At 62.5% G+C, this 17,205-nt stretch carries 12 protein-coding genes; 3 read left to right on the forward strand and 9 right to left on the reverse strand.

The features are described 5' to 3' along the window. Positions 1-221: 221 nt before the first annotated feature. Complete coding sequence (locus ACFCU0_RS09545; RefSeq protein WP_434973438.1) at positions 222-2,297, forward strand: protein kinase domain-containing protein; 2,076 nt, start codon at positions 222-224, stop codon at positions 2,295-2,297. A gap of 408 nt (positions 2,298-2,705) precedes the next feature. On the opposite strand, the gene hemL is transcribed toward ACFCU0_RS09545, so the two are convergent. The 6 genes from hemL to ACFCU0_RS09575 all read right to left on the reverse strand — a co-directional run bounded on the left by hemL (position 2,706) and on the right by ACFCU0_RS09575 (position 9,214). Next, on the reverse strand, positions 2,706-4,019 hold the full coding sequence (gene hemL / locus ACFCU0_RS09550) for a glutamate-1-semialdehyde 2,1-aminomutase (RefSeq protein WP_434973439.1): 1,314 nt from the start codon (positions 4,017-4,019) through the stop codon (positions 2,706-2,708). 185 nt (positions 4,020-4,204) lie between these two features. Further along, entirely contained in the window at positions 4,205-4,810 is a 606-nt protein-coding gene (locus tag ACFCU0_RS09555) for a class I SAM-dependent methyltransferase (RefSeq protein ID WP_434973440.1), read from the reverse strand. Between the two features lie 70 nt (positions 4,811-4,880). Beyond that, positions 4,881-6,203, reverse strand: coding sequence for a ferrochelatase (gene hemH, locus ACFCU0_RS09560; RefSeq protein ID WP_434973441.1), 1,323 nt, complete (start codon positions 6,201-6,203; stop codon positions 4,881-4,883). 169 nt (positions 6,204-6,372) lie between these two features. Beyond that, positions 6,373-7,374, reverse strand: coding sequence for an oxygen-dependent coproporphyrinogen oxidase (hemF, locus tag ACFCU0_RS09565; RefSeq protein WP_434973442.1), 1,002 nt, complete (start codon positions 7,372-7,374; stop codon positions 6,373-6,375). A 73-nt stretch (positions 7,375-7,447) separates the two neighbouring features. Beyond that, positions 7,448-8,164: an RluA family pseudouridine synthase gene (locus ACFCU0_RS09570; RefSeq protein ID WP_434973443.1), complete on the reverse strand. Its 717-nt coding sequence runs from the start codon at positions 8,162-8,164 to the stop codon at positions 7,448-7,450. Between the two features lie 342 nt (positions 8,165-8,506). After that, the gene (locus tag ACFCU0_RS09575; RefSeq protein ID WP_434973444.1) at positions 8,507-9,214 is read right to left on the reverse strand and encodes an ACT domain-containing protein; all 708 of its coding nucleotides are present in this window, start codon (positions 9,212-9,214) and stop codon (positions 8,507-8,509) included. A gap of 496 nt (positions 9,215-9,710) precedes the next feature. Between ACFCU0_RS09575 and lon the strand changes: the two genes are divergently transcribed. Next, the gene (gene lon / locus ACFCU0_RS09580) at positions 9,711-12,233 is read left to right on the forward strand and encodes an endopeptidase La (RefSeq protein WP_434973445.1); all 2,523 of its coding nucleotides are present in this window, start codon (positions 9,711-9,713) and stop codon (positions 12,231-12,233) included. Positions 12,234-12,378: 145 nt separating this feature from the next. Here the strand turns inward: lon and ACFCU0_RS09585 are convergent, their stop codons facing one another. Together ACFCU0_RS09585 and ACFCU0_RS09590 are read right to left on the reverse strand one after the other, a co-directional pair. Further along, on the reverse strand, positions 12,379-12,618 hold the full coding sequence (locus ACFCU0_RS09585; protein WP_434973446.1) for a hypothetical protein: 240 nt from the start codon (positions 12,616-12,618) through the stop codon (positions 12,379-12,381). A gap of 36 nt (positions 12,619-12,654) precedes the next feature. Then, complete coding sequence (locus ACFCU0_RS09590) at positions 12,655-13,101, reverse strand: hypothetical protein (protein WP_434973447.1); 447 nt, start codon at positions 13,099-13,101, stop codon at positions 12,655-12,657. Positions 13,102-13,306: 205 nt separating this feature from the next. Here ACFCU0_RS09590 and rsgA point away from each other — a divergent pair, with 205 nt between their 5' ends. Continuing rightward, positions 13,307-14,305, forward strand: coding sequence for a ribosome small subunit-dependent GTPase A (gene rsgA / locus ACFCU0_RS09595; RefSeq protein ID WP_434973448.1), 999 nt, complete (start codon positions 13,307-13,309; stop codon positions 14,303-14,305). A gap of 183 nt (positions 14,306-14,488) precedes the next feature. On the opposite strand, the gene topA is transcribed toward rsgA, so the two are convergent. Further along, complete coding sequence (topA, locus tag ACFCU0_RS09600; protein WP_434973449.1) at positions 14,489-17,098, reverse strand: type I DNA topoisomerase; 2,610 nt, start codon at positions 17,096-17,098, stop codon at positions 14,489-14,491. Between the last annotated feature and the right edge of the window lie 107 nt (positions 17,099-17,205).

Genomic DNA, 17,205 nt, shown 5'->3' on the forward strand with positions numbered 1-17,205 from the left:
CTTCCGGAACGGCGGCTTCGCCTTCACCCCACCCCATCGCAATTCGGCGGCATGGCGCACGCCTGCCGGCCTTCGAGCGCCGAACAATCGCCTTTCCGGGTCCCTCCCTACATAATCAGTCGTACCGGAGTCTTCGCGCTCCGGCTCCTACTCGCATTCATCCGGGCCGTTGGCTTTCGCCCCCAACCCACCGGATGTCGCGCACTAATCGCAGCCAGGACATGTCCGAAGCCAACAAGCGTTGTCCCTATTGCCACGAAGAGATTCTCGCGGCAGCCCGCAAATGCAAGCATTGCGGGGAGTGGCTTGAAGACCCGCCGACGACATCTGCGGGCACGGGGAGCTTTTCCAACCCCGAGACTATCGTTCGCGACGCGATGGCGTCGCAGTATGAGATTGAAAAAGAGCTCGGCCGCGGCGGGATGGCGATCGTCTACAAGGCCGTGCAGTCAAGTCTCGGTCGGCCTGTCGCTCTGAAGGTGCTCCCCCAGGGCCTCACCCACGACCAGAAGCTTCTCAAGCGATTTCACCGGGAAGCGCGGTCGGCTGCCATGCTGAATCACCCGCACATCGTCACCATCTTCGACGAGGGTGAGATGAACGGCGTGCATTACATGGCGATGGAGTATCTGACCGGTCGCGATCTGCACGAGATCATTCAGGAGGGCGGCCCCCTCCCCCCGGAGGAAGCCGTCGCCCTCATTGCCCCGGTTGCGGAAGCGCTCGGTTATGCCCACACGCGGGACACCGTCCACCGGGACGTGAAAAGCTCGAACGTGATGGTCACGGACGTCGGCCGGCCGGTCCTGATGGACTTCGGCATTGCCTACGCATCCAGCGAGTCGCGCCTCACGCAGACTGGCACCGTCCTGGGCACGCCGGAATACATGAGCCCGGAGCAGGCTCGCGGCAACGACGTCGATCCCCGAAGCGACCTCTACAGTCTGGGTGTCGTACTCTACGAGTCGGTCACCGGTACCCTGCCCCACACCGGCGGTCACCCCATGAGCGTCGTCTACAAAGTGTTGCACGAGTCCTACACCCCGCCGAGCCGCCACAACCCCCAGTGCCCGGACTGGCTCGAGATGATCATCGCCAAGCTCCTGATGAAGGACGCGGATGATCGCTACCAGACGGGACAGGATCTCGCCGATGCCCTCAACTCGAAGGATCCAGGGGAAGAGGTCGAAGTCCCCCAGGGCGGCGGCGCGGCATCTGGCGGTGGACCCAACGGCGACGGCGGTGGCAACGGCGTGCCGACGAACGCACCCGAAACGCAGGTTTACCGCCCGGGCGACGAGGGCATGGAGCCGGCCTCAGCGGCGTCAACAGAAACGGCCACAGCCGAAGCCTCGGACCCGGCGCCCGCACGCACGCAAGATGGTCAGCCGCAGCGACAGCGCCTCCACATCGTCCGATCGCTCGACGGAAACGCCGACTGGGTCAACGCCGTCGCGTTCTCGCCTGACGGTCAGTACGCCCTGTCTGGCGCCGAGGACAACACCGTGAAGCTCTGGGAGGTTGTCACAGGCCGTCAAATTCAAACGTTTACCGGTCTAGACAGTCAGCCGATCTCCGTCGCCCTTTCTCCAGACGGAAATCACCTCGTATCGGAAAGCTCGAACGGTCATGTCCGCCTCTGGAACGTGGAGACGGGCCAGGCGGTGCGCACCTTCGAACGCCGCTCGGAGGCGGTCCTCGCCTCTACGTTTTCTCCTAACGGAAAGTACGTCCTGTCGGGCTGTGGACAGGCCGGCACGCTCCGCATGTGGGAAACCGAGACGGGCAACGTCGTGCGGACCTTCGATAACAACCCGGAAGCGATCTTCTCGCTCGCCTTCTCTCCGGACGGCAAGTACGTTCTGACGGGTAGCGGACAGTCGGGTACGCTGAAGCTATGGGACGTCGAGTCCGGCTCGGTCGTTCGCACCTTCGACGAAGGCGACTGGGACTCGACCTACGTGTTTTCCGTCTCCTTCTCCCCTGACGGTCGCTATGCCCTGTCCGGAAGCGACGACATGACGGCCCGGCTCTGGGACGTCGAGTCCGGCGACCTGCTGCGCACGTTTGACGGCCACTCCGGCCTCGTCATCGCTGTTTCCTTCTCCCCGGACGGCCAGTACGTGCTCTCCGGCAGCAGCGACATGAAGGTGCAGCTTTGGAAGGTCGATACGGGAAGCCTCGGATACGTATTTGAAGGGGATGCAGACGGCGTTAACGCCATCGCTTTCTCCCCGGATGGACGCTACGTCCTCTCCGGTAGCAAGGACAACGACGTGAAGCTCTGGACCCCGTAGAACGTTCGAGCACACACGATTCGATGTACGGGATACCGCCGCATCGCTCCCTCCGAGCATGCGGCGGTTTTCTTTTTCCCGTGGGTCTCGCCACTCAAGCCTTCCAGGATGAGGTTGTGCGACGTGCCGCCGACCCTCTCCGACACCGTCGCCATCGGCTCCTGCACAACCTCTGCACCCGAGCGCCATCCTGAGAAGGGGAGAATCCATATCTGATGCCCGACATCAGCAAGACGACAGCCTACCCCACCGCGGATCGACCACAGGGCAACAAAGAGGCCCACGCCCCCCCGACGCCGCAACGCACCAACGCACTAACGCACCAACGCACTAACGCAAAAAAACGCCCCCGAAGAGCATGAGCCTCCGGAGGCGCCGATTATCTCGGGGAATGCGTTTCCCCACACGTCAGTGAATGCGCTTAAGCACGTCGTGCTGTGCCTTCAGCGTGTGTTCGAGTTCCCTGTCGCCGTGCTCCGTCCCGAAGAAGTAGGCTTCGAACTGGGACGGTGCAAAGTAAACGCCTTCCTCCAGCAGTCCGTGAAAGTAGTTCGCGTATCGCTCTGCGTCAGTTGTTTTCGCCGTGGTCTGGTCGATCACCTTTTGATCGGTGAAAAAGAGGCAGCCCATCGCACCGACGCGCGTCTGATAATAGTCCAGTCCGAGGCGATCGAGCGTGTCCGCCATGCCGGCCTCCAGCGCGGCACCGTATTCCTCAAGCTCGTCGTAGAGGGAATCGCCTTTCTCCTTGATCTTCGACAATACCGCGTGTCCGGCGCGCATCGCGAGCGGGTTGCCACTGAGCGTCCCGGCCTGGTAGACGGGCCCCACCGGAGAGACGTGATTCATGATTTCCTTCTTGCCACCGTACGCACCTACCGGGAGCCCGCCACCGATAATCTTTCCGAGACAGGTCATGTCGGGAATGACGCCATAGCGTTCCTGGGCGCCGCCCGGAGCGACGCGGAATCCGGTCATCACCTCGTCAAAGATTAGCACGATGCCGTGCTGGTCGCAGATCTCGCGCAGCCCTTCGAGGAATCCCGGCTCCGGGGGAATGCAGCCCATGTTGCCGGCGATCGGCTCCACGATAATGCAGGCGACATTCCCGTCGTGGGCTTCGACGAGGTCGCGAACGTTGCCCACATCGTTATACTCGGCGAGAAGGGTGTCCCGGGCATTGCCGGCGGTAACGCCCGGCGAGTTCGGCTCACCGTGCGTCAGCGGGCCGCTGCCGGCCTCCATCAGGAAGAAGTCGCCGTGTCCGTGGTAGTTACCTTTGAACTTCACGATCTTATCCCGTCCCGTGTAGCCGCGCGCGACGCGGACCGCGCTCATGGTCGCCTCCGTGCCGGAGTTGACCATCCGAACGGATTCGATCGACGGAACGAGATCGCACACGAGCTCGGCCACGTTGATCTCAATGCGCGTGGGAGCCCCGAACGATGTCGACGAGGTCGCCTGATCCTGCACCGCATGCACGACATCGGGATCCGCATGCCCGAAAATCATCGGCCCCCAGGAGCCGACGTAATCGACGTATTCGTTGCCGTCGACATCGGTCATGTACGCTCCCTGAGCGGATTCGATGAACAGCGGCGTACCACCGACGCTCTTGAACGCACGGGCTGGGGAATTCACGCCCCCCGGAATGCTCTTCCGGGCTTCGTCGTAAAGGGTCTTGCTCGTACCGATATCGAGCTTCGGTGGAGCGATGTCCATATGTTTCTTGACGTGCTGTGAGGATCGCTATGAACCGGGAACGATTACTTCAACGGTCAGTGCGGCGCCCGGTCACTGACCACCATCACCTTATCGTATGATCCAGCGGGGCGTGCGATCCCTGTCGCCGGGTATCGCACCCGCGATCGGTCGACGGTCCTGCAACATATCAGCGACCGGGCGACCTACACGGGCGTGTTGGGATCGACGCGCCGAAAGATGGCCCGAACGCGAAATTCGCCCAGCTCTTTAACGATTTCCGGGGCCGATGCAACCGCCAGATTTGCGCGCTCCTGCTGCGCTTCCAGTGCTCGGATCGACACCGCATTCTCGTCCACGGCAGAAGGCATGTCTGTCGGCGCACCGTCACCGGCTGTCCGCTCCTGCTCATCCACGTCCTTCGCGGCTGCGGGAAACGTGACGTAGGTCCACCCGCCCGGTTTCAGCATGCGCCGGGCTTCCGACAAGAGGCGAAAGACATCGTCGTCGGAGTCGCCGAAGATCTCCCCGCGGTACGCGATCACCCAGTCGAAGGCGTCTTCCGGATACTCCATTGCATCCAGCGTCGCGATCTGAACGCACGTTTCCGCGTCCTCCGGCCCGACAATCTCCGCCACCCGGTCCCGCGCTTTTGCCACCGCTTCCGGTCGGGGATCGCATCCGTGAACGGGGAATCCGAGGCGAAGAAGTGGTTCTGTATGTCTCCCCTCCTCGCAGCCGAGGTCGAGGATATAACTGTTGACGGGGACGGCCGCCATCGTTCGGAGGAGGTGATCCGACGGAGCATGCATGGTGACACGGACGAGTCTATTGCGACGAGAGAGCGCGAAGGAGCAGAAGACCGGCCGACGGCGGTCCGTCTCAGGAACCGAGGCTGGATTCGGTCGGGACGGGCGTCATCGGGATGGGTCGACGGGTCGGACGCGGCGTTATGCGCTGCGGCGCGGTGTCTCCCCAGGCCCGGGCCAGCAGGTTGCCGCTGCAGGCAGGACACAGAACGGAGCGATCCTCGACCGGCTCCGTCATGAGATCACGGAGTGGCGCCAGGGGATAGTCCGGCGGCGCACCGTCGCCCTGCACCCGGTAGCGGGACAGGCTGTCGGGAAGCCGGCACTGAGAGACCACCGCCTCCGCCAGTGCCTCGATAAAGAGCGGATGTGTGTTGAGGCCGCTGGTCACCTCCACGTGGTCGACCCCCGCCTGGTTGAGGTGGTCCCGAAGGTCGATGTCGAGGTCAACGCACGTCTCGAGGCGGTCGGCCACGAACGATACCGGCACGATCAGGACCGCGCGGCACCCCTCCTCGACGAGACGGTCCGCCTCGCGTCGAACGGAAGGAGCAAGCGCAAGGGCCGGGCCGACCTCGGACTGAAACGCGATGCTAAAGCAGCGGTCCGTACCGCGGTGCTGCATGACATGATCGACGGTCCGCGTGGCCAGGCAACACGAAGGGTCGCATCGCCGGTCGCGATCGCTCGGCGGGAGTCCCGTCGCGGTAAACAGAAGATGGATGTCCGGACGGACGGATTTCGGAAAGCGCTGCATCGCCTGATCGATCCGCTCGCTGACGGCTTGCACGAGCTTGGGGTTGGCGGCGTACTCATGGATCGCCGTTCGCGGCCACGCGGGGATGTGACCGGTCCGTTCCAGCGTCTCCCAGTAGCGAATCCAGGAGCGGGCACGGGCCGTGGCGTAATGCGGCGCCATCGGGAGCAGCACGATTCGATCCACGCCGTCGTCCTGCATCCGCCGCGCAGCGTCCTCGAAGCTTGGAGAGCCGTGTCGATGCGCGACATATGCCCGAAAGTCAACGCCGTCGGTGAACGCGCGATTGAGATGGCGCTCCAGTGCGCCGGACTGCTCCCCGGCAAGCTGTAGTAGCGGAGAGCGTCCCCCGATCACCTCATAGCGTTCGCGAACCGAGGAGGCGCGTAGGTTTGCCATGAGCCGGGCATACAGGTGGCGGACGAAGCCTCCCATGCCAAGATCCAGCCGGGCGGGATCCATGTAGAGGTCGTACAAGAATCGCGACACGTCGTCCAACGAGGACGGTCCTCCCGGACACAGACACACCACACCGATGGTGTCCCCGTCCGTCACCGGGATAGGCGCGGGAGATGACGGGACACCGGGAATCGCCGGCGCGGAGGTCGAGTGGTAGGCTACGTACTCACGAGCATTCATTCGGTCGGAGGCTTTCCGGACGGGCAAAGGGCCCTGGTCGGGTTACGTATTAAGCACCAGATCGCCGTTTTCCGTTCCTCAGGGGCGTTGAACTTTCCCCCAAAAGGATGTGTGCATTTCGTGCCCGAATGAAATAATTGGTTTGAACATACAGAACGATAGGTGTAGATCACGAGGACGTTTGCCCGTCGCCTTCACTTGCAGGCACGTCGTCGGGATCTACCGCAAACCAGTCCCGCGGCGTGAAGAACCACTGGGCACGTTCCTCCTTGCTCCCCGGGTCCGGGTGCCAATCATACCTCCACTGGACGCTTCGTGGCAGGCTCATCAGAATACTCTCCGTCCGGCCTCGCGTCTCGATCCCGAACTTGGTTCCGCGATCGAAGAGCAGGTTGAACTCCACATACCGTCCGCGCCGAACCTCCTGGTACGTTCGCTCCGTCTCCCCGTACGACCGGTCTTTGTGACGCTCCACGATGGGAACGTAGCTGTCGAGAAATCGCCGTCCAGCCTCGCGGCTGAAGAAGAACGTCCCTTCCGGGTCGTCCCGAAGGTAGTCGTAAAAGATCCCGCCGACGCCTCGTGCCTCCTCCCGGTGCGGCAGGTAGAAATATTCGTCGCACTGCTCCTTAAAGTCCCGGTAGTCCGCCACGTCGTGCCGATCACAGACCTCCTTCCACACGCGATGAAAGTGCCGGGCGTCCTGGAGCGCCGGATAATACGGCGTCAGATCGGCACCACCCCCGAACCACTGATCATCCGGGTCCATCAGATCGTCGCCGAGTGCGAAGTAGCGGAAATTGGCGTGGACTGTAGGCACCCAGGGCGAGCGCGGGTGGATCACGAGGGAAAGGCCGGTTGCGAAGAACGGCTTCGGCTCAACGCCGAACGCCTCAACCATCCGCTCCGGTAACTCGCCGTGCACAGCCGACGTATTGACGCCTCCCTTCTCGAACACCTTCCCGTCGTCGAACACCGCCGTCAGCCCGCCCCCGCCCCCGTCGCGCTCCCAGTTGTCGAGCCGAAACGAGGTCGAGTCGTCGATCGCTTCCAGTTTCTTGACGATACGAAGCTGCAACGCCTCGACAAACCGCTGCATTCGATGCGCCATGGGAATGTCGGTGCGCGGTTCCTGGCGAAGCTTGTCAACGCGCTCAAAGGAGTCAGCCATAAAGGACTGCGGGATGGTTGGAATGGAAAAGGAAAGGGACGCCGGCCACGCGCCGAACCGGGATGCATATTTCTCACGAGCCCTGCATCGCACCGGCAATGCCCTCGAGCTGCTCCGACGTCAACACGCGGTGCCACGTAGCGGGCGGAGAAGCCGTAAACGTCATCATTCGATAGGTAGATGGATGTTCGACGCGTAACAGTACCTGATGCAGGGCCAGATTCCGGCCATCGAGCTCCCGCTGTCCACCATGACGAAGGTCCCCGATAATCGGGAAACCTTCGTCGGAAAGTTGAAGTCGGATCTGGTGGGGACGGCCGGTCTCCAGGTGCACCTGCACGACCGACGCATCTGCGCCAGGAGCCAGCGCCTGCCAGCGCAGGACCGCGCGCTTGCCGTCTGGATCGTCGGGTCCTACAATCATCGGCTCACGCCCCTTTTTCGCGATGAAATGGACACACGTGCCCATCCCCTTCATTTCTCCTTCTACGACGGCGAGGTATCGCTTCTCGGCAAACCGTTCTCGAAACTGTCGGCTCAGTTCGCGTGCGGCGTCGGATGTACGCCCGAGCACCATGACCCCGGACGCGGGTCGGTCCAGACGATGGACAAGTCCGACGAAGGGCTCCGACACTGCGTTTCGATGCTCATGCAACCACTCCTTCGTAACGGCAGCGACATCCGGATCCCCTGTCCGATCCGCCTGCGAGAGCATCCCGGCCGGCTTGTCGACGGCGATCAGTGCGTCATCGCAGTGCAGTACACGCAAGTCCGTCGGGATGTCGGTCATAGTCAGGTGCGAGGCAAAAGGACGCTGTATCGACCGTACGATCCTCTTCGAGAAGCGTTCTGGGAGGCGCATGCCCGATAGTCGCATGTCCACGCGGTCGGAGAACGGAACGATCCGGCGGCGACCGCTTTGCGGGGAAGCTTCCGTATCGATCTGAGGAAATGGGCCTCCCGCCGATAAGAAGCTCACCGCACCACCTCTTTTCTCGGCGCCGATCGAACGATAGGATCCGCCTCGTTTTTCTTCCCCATCCCGTCGATTATGCTCCCTCGTCCGGTCACGGAGAGTTTCGACAGGGCCGTCTCACAAGCAGGCCCGCTCGCTGGTCATTCAGGGATCGTATCACTCGTCGCTCATCTCCTTCTGAATGTCGGCCCCGCCTGTCTGTAGGCCGCGGAGAACAGCCATCGCATCTCGGACGCGCTCTTTCGGGACGAGGAGATGATCGTGGTACGTGGCGGAAACGACATTGACGGCGATGCCCTGCTCGGAGAGCGCGAACGTTAGCACAGCAAGGAAGCCGATGGCCGTCAGGCTCGAGTGAACGGTCAGCGTGATGCCTCGGAAGACGGCATCGTAGGACCACTCTGCCGCATCGGCCACGCTTCGTTCGACGATCCAGGATTCGCCCTCGTCCTCACGGAAGGTCCCCAGAGGCTCCGCCTCCGTGAACGCATCCGGCCATTCCTCGCGATCGTCCGGCACCGTGATGTACACGTACTCAGCCTCCAGAACGACGGGGTCCATCTTCGACAGCAGCTCTCCGAGATCCGCCGTGCCCCGCGACGTAAGCGCCTCGGCCGCCTCGGCGAGGGATTCGGCGAGCGGGTCGGGCGCAACCGCCCCCTCACGGTCTTCGTCAGCTCCCGGCTCGGGCGCGTCCTGCGCGGGCACCAGCGCCCCGGAGACGAAGAACGCGCCGGCGATAGCGAGCAGCACCCACGGTTCGACCGGGGCCTGCCAGATATCGAGAATGCGAAGGGCACCAAGCAGAAGAGCGGTCACTCCCGCGCCGGTGAGGGCCGCACGAGCGATGTCGAGAATCTGCATGATCGGGGGTGTACTGAGAGAAAATGCCGAAGACGCCACCGTAGCGAGCACGTAGCTATCAGAGCGGACCGGCAAGGCAAGCCTGCACCGACGATCCGGTCCGACCAACCCGTCATTGAGTCCATCGTTTCCGCTCACCTTTCCGCCAACAGATGTGACAACGTGGCAGGATATTATGTGCCGCCTGTGCTGGCTTGATTCTTGACCTACAGGGTCGGCGCGTTCGAGCGCCAATTCTGCGATCAGTCGGGACTGTTCGTCTCTTCCGGCGGCCGGGCGTCGAGCGCCAGACCCGTTGTGCCGGGCAGATCCCGTGAAGCATCGCTGGACGTAAGCGAGTGCCGGAACGAATGCAACCACCGACCGGTGGTGTGCTTTTCCCGGACGGCGACAGTTGTGATGATCGCGCCCTTCCGCGGTGAGGACGAACGACCGTGCGATCACCGTCCTCTCCTCTGGATTTCCTGACTTCTGATTGTGACTGAATTTCCGATATATGAACGAGAACGAACTGTTCGATCTACTCGAAGACGACGAGGGACCGAGCGACCTCGAGCAGCAGATCCCCCTGCCGACGCCCGACGAAGAGGTCATGATGAAGCAGTCGGAGGTCCCGGATGAACTACCGATTCTCGTCCTTCGAAATACGGTGCTGTTCCCTGGGGTCGTCCTCCCGATCACCGTCGGTCGGGACACGTCGCTGCAGCTGGTGCGCGAGGCGTTCGAGGACGACCGGCTCATCGGTGTGGTGGCACAGAAGTCGGCCGATATCGACAAGCCGGACCCGAAGGACCTCTACTCGGTCGGCACCGTCGCCGAGATCCTTAAGCTGATCAAGATGCCGGACGGATCGCGTTCGATCGTGATTCAGGGAAAACGTCGAATCGGGATCGACGAGTACACGCAGCAAGAACCCTACTTCCGCGCCGCGGTGAACGCGCTCGACAGCGAGACCGAGGTCGAGAACGTGGAAATCCAGGCGCGCATCCGCTCGATCAAGGAACTGGCGATCCAGATCGTTCACAAGGCGCCGAACCTGCCCAGCGAGGCAGCCGACGCCATCGAGAACATCGAGTCGCCGGCGTTCCTGATCCACTTCATCGCATCGAACCTGCAGGCGGACGTCAACCGCAAGCAGGACATTCTCGGGGCGAACGACCTCATCGAGCGCGCCGATCTGGTCCTGACGCAGCTTCAAGAAGAGCTCCAGGTGCTGGAGCTATCGGAGGAGATCCGGACGCGCGTTCGCTCCGATGTGGATGAGCAGCAGCGGGAGTACCTGTTGCGACAGCAACTCAAGGCGATTCAGGAGGAACTGGGCGACGGCGAAGGGGATGCCGAGATTCAGGAACTCCGCAAGCGCGCCCGCAAGAAAGACCTCCCGGACGAAGCCCGCGAGACGCTCGACCGAGAGCTCGACCGCTTAGCCCGCACGAATCCCGCCGCTCCCGACTACGCCGTCACGCGCAACTACGTCGACTGGATTCTCGATCTCCCCTGGGCGACGTATTCTGAGGACCAGCTCGACATCTCTCACGCCGAGACCGTTCTCGACGAAGACCATTACGGCCTCCAGGATGTGAAAGAACGCATCCTCGAGTACCTGGCGGTTCTGAAGCTGAAAGGCGATATGAAGGCGCCGATTCTATGCCTGCATGGACCGCCCGGCGTCGGTAAAACCAGCCTCGGGCAGAGCATCGCCCGCGCACTGGACCGCGAGTTTGTGCGGATGAGCCTGGGCGGCGTCCGCGACGAGGCGGAGATTCGCGGCCACCGGCGGACGTACGTCGGAGCCCTCCCCGGCCGCATCCTTCAAGGACTGAAGAAGGCCGGCACCAACAACCCGGTGTTCATGCTCGACGAGGTCGACAAGCTCGATTCGGGCTTCCGCGGCGACCCCTCGTCAGCCCTGCTCGAGGTTTTGGACCCGGAGCAAAATGACCAGTTCAACGACCACTACCTGGAGCTGGACTACGACCTGTCCAAGGTCCTTTTCGTGGCGACGGCCAATTACATCGACCGGATCCCCGCCCCCCTCCGCGACCGGATGGAGATGATCGAGATCACGGGGTACACCCAGAACGAGAAGCTCCAGATCGCGAAGCAATACCTGGTTCCCCGCCAGATCGAACGAAACGGCCTGAACAAAGAGACGATCGGATTCGAAGACGATGCCGTCAGCCTTATGATCGACGGCTACACCCGCGAGTCCGGCGTGCGGCAGCTCGAGCGGACGATTGGATCCGTCGCGCGAGGCGTGGCGAAGAAGGTCGCCGTAGACGATTCGTTCGATGCCTCCGTCGCGCCCGATGATCTGGAGGAGTACCTCGGCGCGCGCAAGTATTTTTCCGAAGTGGCCGAGCGAACGGAGGTGCCGGGCGTGGCCACGGGCCTTGCCTGGACTCCAACCGGGGGCGACATCCTGTTCATCGAGGCCTCGCTTTCGAAGGGGCAGGGACGCATGACCCTCACCGGCCAGCTCGGCGATGTGATGAAGGAATCCGGGCAGGCGGCGCTCTCCTACGTCAAGGCACGGGCGGACGAGCTCGGCATTCCGCAGGACGCCTTTCGCTACTGGGATCTCCACGTCCACGTCCCGGCCGGTGCTGTACCCAAAGACGGCCCGTCCGCCGGAATCACGATGATGTCGGCCCTCGTGTCGGCCTACACGCAGCGCCGCGTGAAGCACACCGTGGCGATGACGGGTGAAATCACGCTACGGGGACTCGTCCTGCCCGTCGGAGGCATCAAGGAGAAAGTGCTGGCGGCCAAGCGTGCCGGCATTCAGCAGGTGATTCTCCCGAAGAAGAACGAGAAAGATGTCAAGGAGATCACCGGAGAAGCGCTGGACGGTATTGAGGTGACCTACGTGGAGCGCGTGGATCAGGTTATCGATCTCGTGCTGGAGGAGGGTCAGATCGAGGACCCGGCGGAATTCTTCCGCCTCCCGGAGTCGGAGAAGAAGATCATCCAGCAGAATGACCGCAGCGGCGTGATGGAAGAGCCGTCGGTGAACTGACGGCGATTGTAGCCAACGCGGCGCATCGGTGTAGCATTGCGACGCCCCGGCAGCCAGAATGGCTCTGCCGGGGCGTTGCTGTATCCGTCGGGATCGTGCGTCGCGCTGCCTGACCTGGCCGCGTGACGCGCGGTCGCATGCTCTGTCATGGAGAGGAACGATGCTCTCGCGGAGTCTCCTCAATCACTTTCGCGTCTTCGATATTTGGATCCACCTCCCGCAAGTATGCCTCGCGGGATTCCTCGGCAATCCGATTCACGCGGTCGGCGGTTCGGTCGATCGCCTTGGCTGCCACGCGAAGTACGGACGCGCCGACATAGACGCTCTTACCCAGCCAGTTCAGGTTGCTGAACCGAACACGACGATCTGGAGGCTCGGAGGGCATGGGACGGTGCGTTGGCGTGAGTAGCGCGCGGACGGATTAGTGAGAGCCGGGGCCTTCTTCCGGGCCTGCCGAGGGGCCGCGGGAGGCATCCCGGGGCGGGTCGTCATCCGGGGTCGGGGCATCGGGCGTAGACAGCGGGTCCTGGCCCTCCCCGGTCGTAGCAGAACGGGACGAAGGCGTCCCGGGTCCGGTAGGACCTGGATCGTGTCCCGGATCGCCGGCCGGATCCGGCTTGCCGCGTTTCTTCGAGGCCTTGTCGATTTCTGAGGCGATGGCGCGTCCGGCTGATTCGATGCCGCGCGCGAGCATGGAAACCGTCGCGTCCACCAGGAAGGTGGCCTGCTTCTCCATATCTAAGCGGTCGAAGTCATCGCGCATGCGCCGGTACGAGTCGCTGCGAGACGACCTATCCTTCGACTCTTCGGAGGAAGAGGAGGACGCGTCATTTCGGGACTCAGAGTGTGGAGCGTCGGGAGGAGTCATGGATCCGTCAGGTTGGATCTAGAGAGCGTCGTGTGCGTGCTGTAACCGCGGTTCGTCGTGAGCCGGTAGGTCTCCCGCCCACGGTGCCGTTCGGTGACAACGTCAGCCAGCCGCATCGGCCGTCTGCACCTTCACCGACTAGACGTAACACCTTCACCGATGGTTTCTCCCGCCCTGCTTCCCGCTCGACTCACGCGTACGTTTCATGGATAACGCTTCCACGTCTTCTCCTTCCCCAGCCGACGACGCGGCCATGGATGACGAGCTTCTGGAAGGAGTGGTGACGCGATCGACAGGGAGCTGGTACGACGTCCAGGTCGGCGACGAGTCGATCCCTTCCCGCGTTCGCGGCAAGTTCCGACTCGAGCAGGAGGAGGCCGATCAGACCAACCCGGTCGCCGTCGGTGATCGGGTTACGATTCGGATCAACGACGATGACGGCACTGGGATGATCGTCGACATTCACGAGCGCGAGACGAAGCTCAGCCGCCGCGCAGCCGGTCGTCGCGCCGGACAGGAGCACGTGATCGTCGCCAACGTCGACTTCGCCTGGGCCGTACAGTCGGTCCGGATGCCCCGACTGAACGCCGGGTTCATCGATCGCTTCCTGATCTCGGCGGACATGTTCGACGTCCCCGCCGGTATCATCCTGAACAAAATCGATCTCCTTAACGACGACCCGGAGGTCGAAGACATTGAGGCGATGTACCGCGAGCTGGGCTATCCCGTTCTCCGGACGAGCGCCACGGAAGGACTTGGCATTGACCCCCTGCGAGAGCAGCTGGAAGGCAAGATCAGCGTCGTCGCCGGTCCCTCGGGGACGGGCAAGTCCAGCCTGTTGAACGCAATCGAGCCGGGACTGGATGTCGAGACGGGCGAAGTCAGCCAGAAGACGGAAAAGGGGAAACACACAACCACCTTTGCCGAGCTGCATCCGATCTCCGGCGGCGGCTTCATCGTGGACACACCCGGGATCCGCGAGTTCGGAATTATGGAGCTGCACCCTGCCGACCTGGCTCACTTCTTTGTTGAGTTCGTCCCCTACCTGGACGACTGCAAGTTCCAGGACTGCACGCACGATCACGAACCGGGGTGTGCCGTAAAGCGCGCGGTCGATGACGGCGGCATTCACCCCCGCCGGTACGAGAGCTACCTGAATGTCTTGTACTCGCTTCAGGAGGGCGAGGAAGGTCTCGGACGGTGACCTGCAGGCACACAGGGTCTGAAAGGGGTTCGATAGACGGCACGGAAGGGACGGGTCGTGGGCGCCGAAGTCAGGCGCTCCGGTTTACATCCCAACGGCCAAGACCCGCGGGCCACAAGAAAAGACGCCGTGCCCCCTGAGGAGCACGGCGCCTGGACGGTACAACTGCGACCGGGTCTATTATCAGGCCTTCTTTTTCTTCTTGGACTTCGCGTCCAGAAGTTCGATGGCCTCCTCCATCGTCAGGTCTTCGATCGTCTGTTCATCCTTCAGCGACGCGTTCGTCCCCTTGTGCTTCACGTAGGGACCGTAGCGCCCCTTCCAGAGCTCTACGGGATCCCCGGTCTCCGGATGATCGCCGAGGACGCGCTGGGGCTTGTTCTTGGCCTCCTTCTCTTCGATCAGCTCGAGAGCTCGCTCAAGACCGACATCCAGCACGTTGTCGCTATCCTTGAGCGACGCGTACGTGTACTTGCCTTTTTTCTTGTGACGGACGTACGGGCCGTATCGCCCGATCGCCGCGTCGATCTCTTTGCCGGTCTCCGGGTGCTCTCCGAGAACGCGGGGCAGATCGATGATCCGCGTGCCAAGGTCGAAGTCGACGTCTTTCGGCTCGACACCCGGCGGAAGCGAAACTCGTTTGGGCTTGCCCTCCTGATCATCGTCGCCGAGCTGAATATACGGACCGTATGGGCCGGATTTTAGGATCACAGGCATGTCGGCCTCGTGGTGGATACCGAGAACCTGGTCGCCTTTATTGGCTTCCTCAAGAATGTCCTTTAGGCGTTCTTTCGTCGTATCGCCCGGAGCAAGGTCTTCGGGAAGTGAGGCCGTCGCGGTATCGTCGGTACCATCTTCGAGCGGACCTTCCACGTACGGTCCGTACTTGCCGACGCGCACGACGTAACCGCCCCACTGCTTCGGGAACGAGATCTCCGAAATCTGCTTCGGATCGATGTCATCCATCCCCTTCTCCACACGGGGTTCGATGCCTTCGTCGCCCGAGAAGAAGGACTTCAAATACGGGTTCGGTTCCTGGTCGCCGCGCGCGATGTCATCCAGCGCATCCTCCATCTCAGCGGTAAAGTGGGTGTCCACCAGGCGCTCGAACTGCTTCTCCATCAGATTATTCGTCGCGAACGCCGTGAACGTAGGCACGAGCGCCGACCCCTCTTTTCGCACGTAACCGCGCTTCTGGATGGTATCGATGATGGAGGCATACGTGGACGGACGGCCGATGCCCTCTTCCTCCAGCTTCTTCACGAGCGTAGCCTCCGTGTAGCGCGAGGGCGGCTTCGTTTCGTGGCCGATCGGCTCAAGGTCGTCGATGCTGAAGACGGAGTCGGGGGCACCGTCACCGCTCGGCTCAGATGTCTCGCCCACCTCGAAGCTGGGGAGCGGACGCTCCCGGTCTTCCAGATCGGCTTCCGGATCGTCGGAGCCTTCCACGTATGCGCGGAAAAAGCCGGGAAACATGATCTCTTTCCCTGAGGCGCGGAAGCGGGCGGCGTCCTCCGGGTCGCCGGCGTCGAAGTATACGTTGGTGTAGCGGATCTTCGCCTCGGCCATCTGGGTCGCGACCGTACGCTTCCAGATCAGATCGTAAAGGCGCCCGGCCATGCCGGAGAGGCCTAGATCCTTACGGGTTTTCATCTCCGAGCCCGCCGGGCGAATCGCTTCGTGGGCCTCCTGCGCACTCTTCGCCGAGCTGTACTCCCGGACGTCGTCGTTCAGGTAGTCGCTTCCATACCGGTCCACGACGGCGGTTCTGGCACCCTGAATTGCCTCCTTCGACAGATTCGTTGAATCGGTGCGCATGTACGTGATGTGCCCGTTCTCGTACAGCTTCTGGGCGATGCTCATCGTTCGGCTGGACGACAGGCCCAGCTTCCGGTTCGCCTCCTGCTGCAACGTGGAGGTGATAAACGGTGCGTACGGGCTCTTCGTGCGGTCCCGCGTTTTGACATCCGCCACCCGCCACGTCTCAGCCGGAAGCTGCTCTGCGAGCGCCGTTGCCTGAATTTCATCCATCAGAAGAACGTCCTCGCCCTCGGTAAGGCCGTCCTTGAGACGACCGGTATCCGGATCGAAGTCACGCCCCGAAGCGAGGCGGACGCCGCCGAGATGCGTCATTTCCGACTCGAATCCGAGCCCGGCTTTCGACATCTGCGCCTTCAGGTCCCAGTACTCGGACGGCACGAAGGTGACCCGCTCCCGCTCTCGCATGACGAGAACGCGTACGGCTACGCTCTGCACGCGGCCGGCCGAGAGTTTCGGTTTGATCTTCCGCCAGAGCAGCGGGGAGATCGTATACCCGACGAGGCGATCCAGAATCCGCCGGGTTTCCTGCGCCTCCACGAGGTCGACGTCGATATCTCTCGTTTCCGTGAGCGCACGCTGGATGGCCTCGTTCGTGATTTCGTGAAAAACCATGCGTCGGACCGGGATGTCGGGCTTGAGCACCTCCACAAGGTGCCACCCGATCGACTCCCCCTCGCGGTCTTCGTCCGTCGCGATGTACAGTTCATCGGCCTCGGCGAGCGCGTCGCGAAGCTGCTTGACGACGTCCTTCTTTCGCGAAGGAACGACGTACAGGGGTTCAAACCCGTCGTCAATCTTCACGCCGAGCCGAGCCCAGTCTTCCCCCTTCACGTCAGCGGGGATCTCTTTTGCCGACGCGGGAAGGTCGCGGATGTGGCCCATGCTGGCTTCGATCTGGTAGCCGTCGCGTGGGAGAAAATTGCGGATCGTACGTGCTTTCGTCGGCGACTCGACGACGACTAAACGCTTCATAAAAGGCAGGCCTGCTTTTCGTAACCTCGTGAATGGCATCGAGGCGGAGGCGGATGCTCCGTCCGTCAGATACGGCGGGTTATCCACGCTTCCCTGGTAAAGGACGT

The sequence above is a fragment of the Longibacter sp. genome (assembly GCF_051155795.1).
Classification (GTDB): Bacteria; Bacteroidota; Rhodothermia; order Rhodothermales; family Salinibacteraceae; genus Longibacter.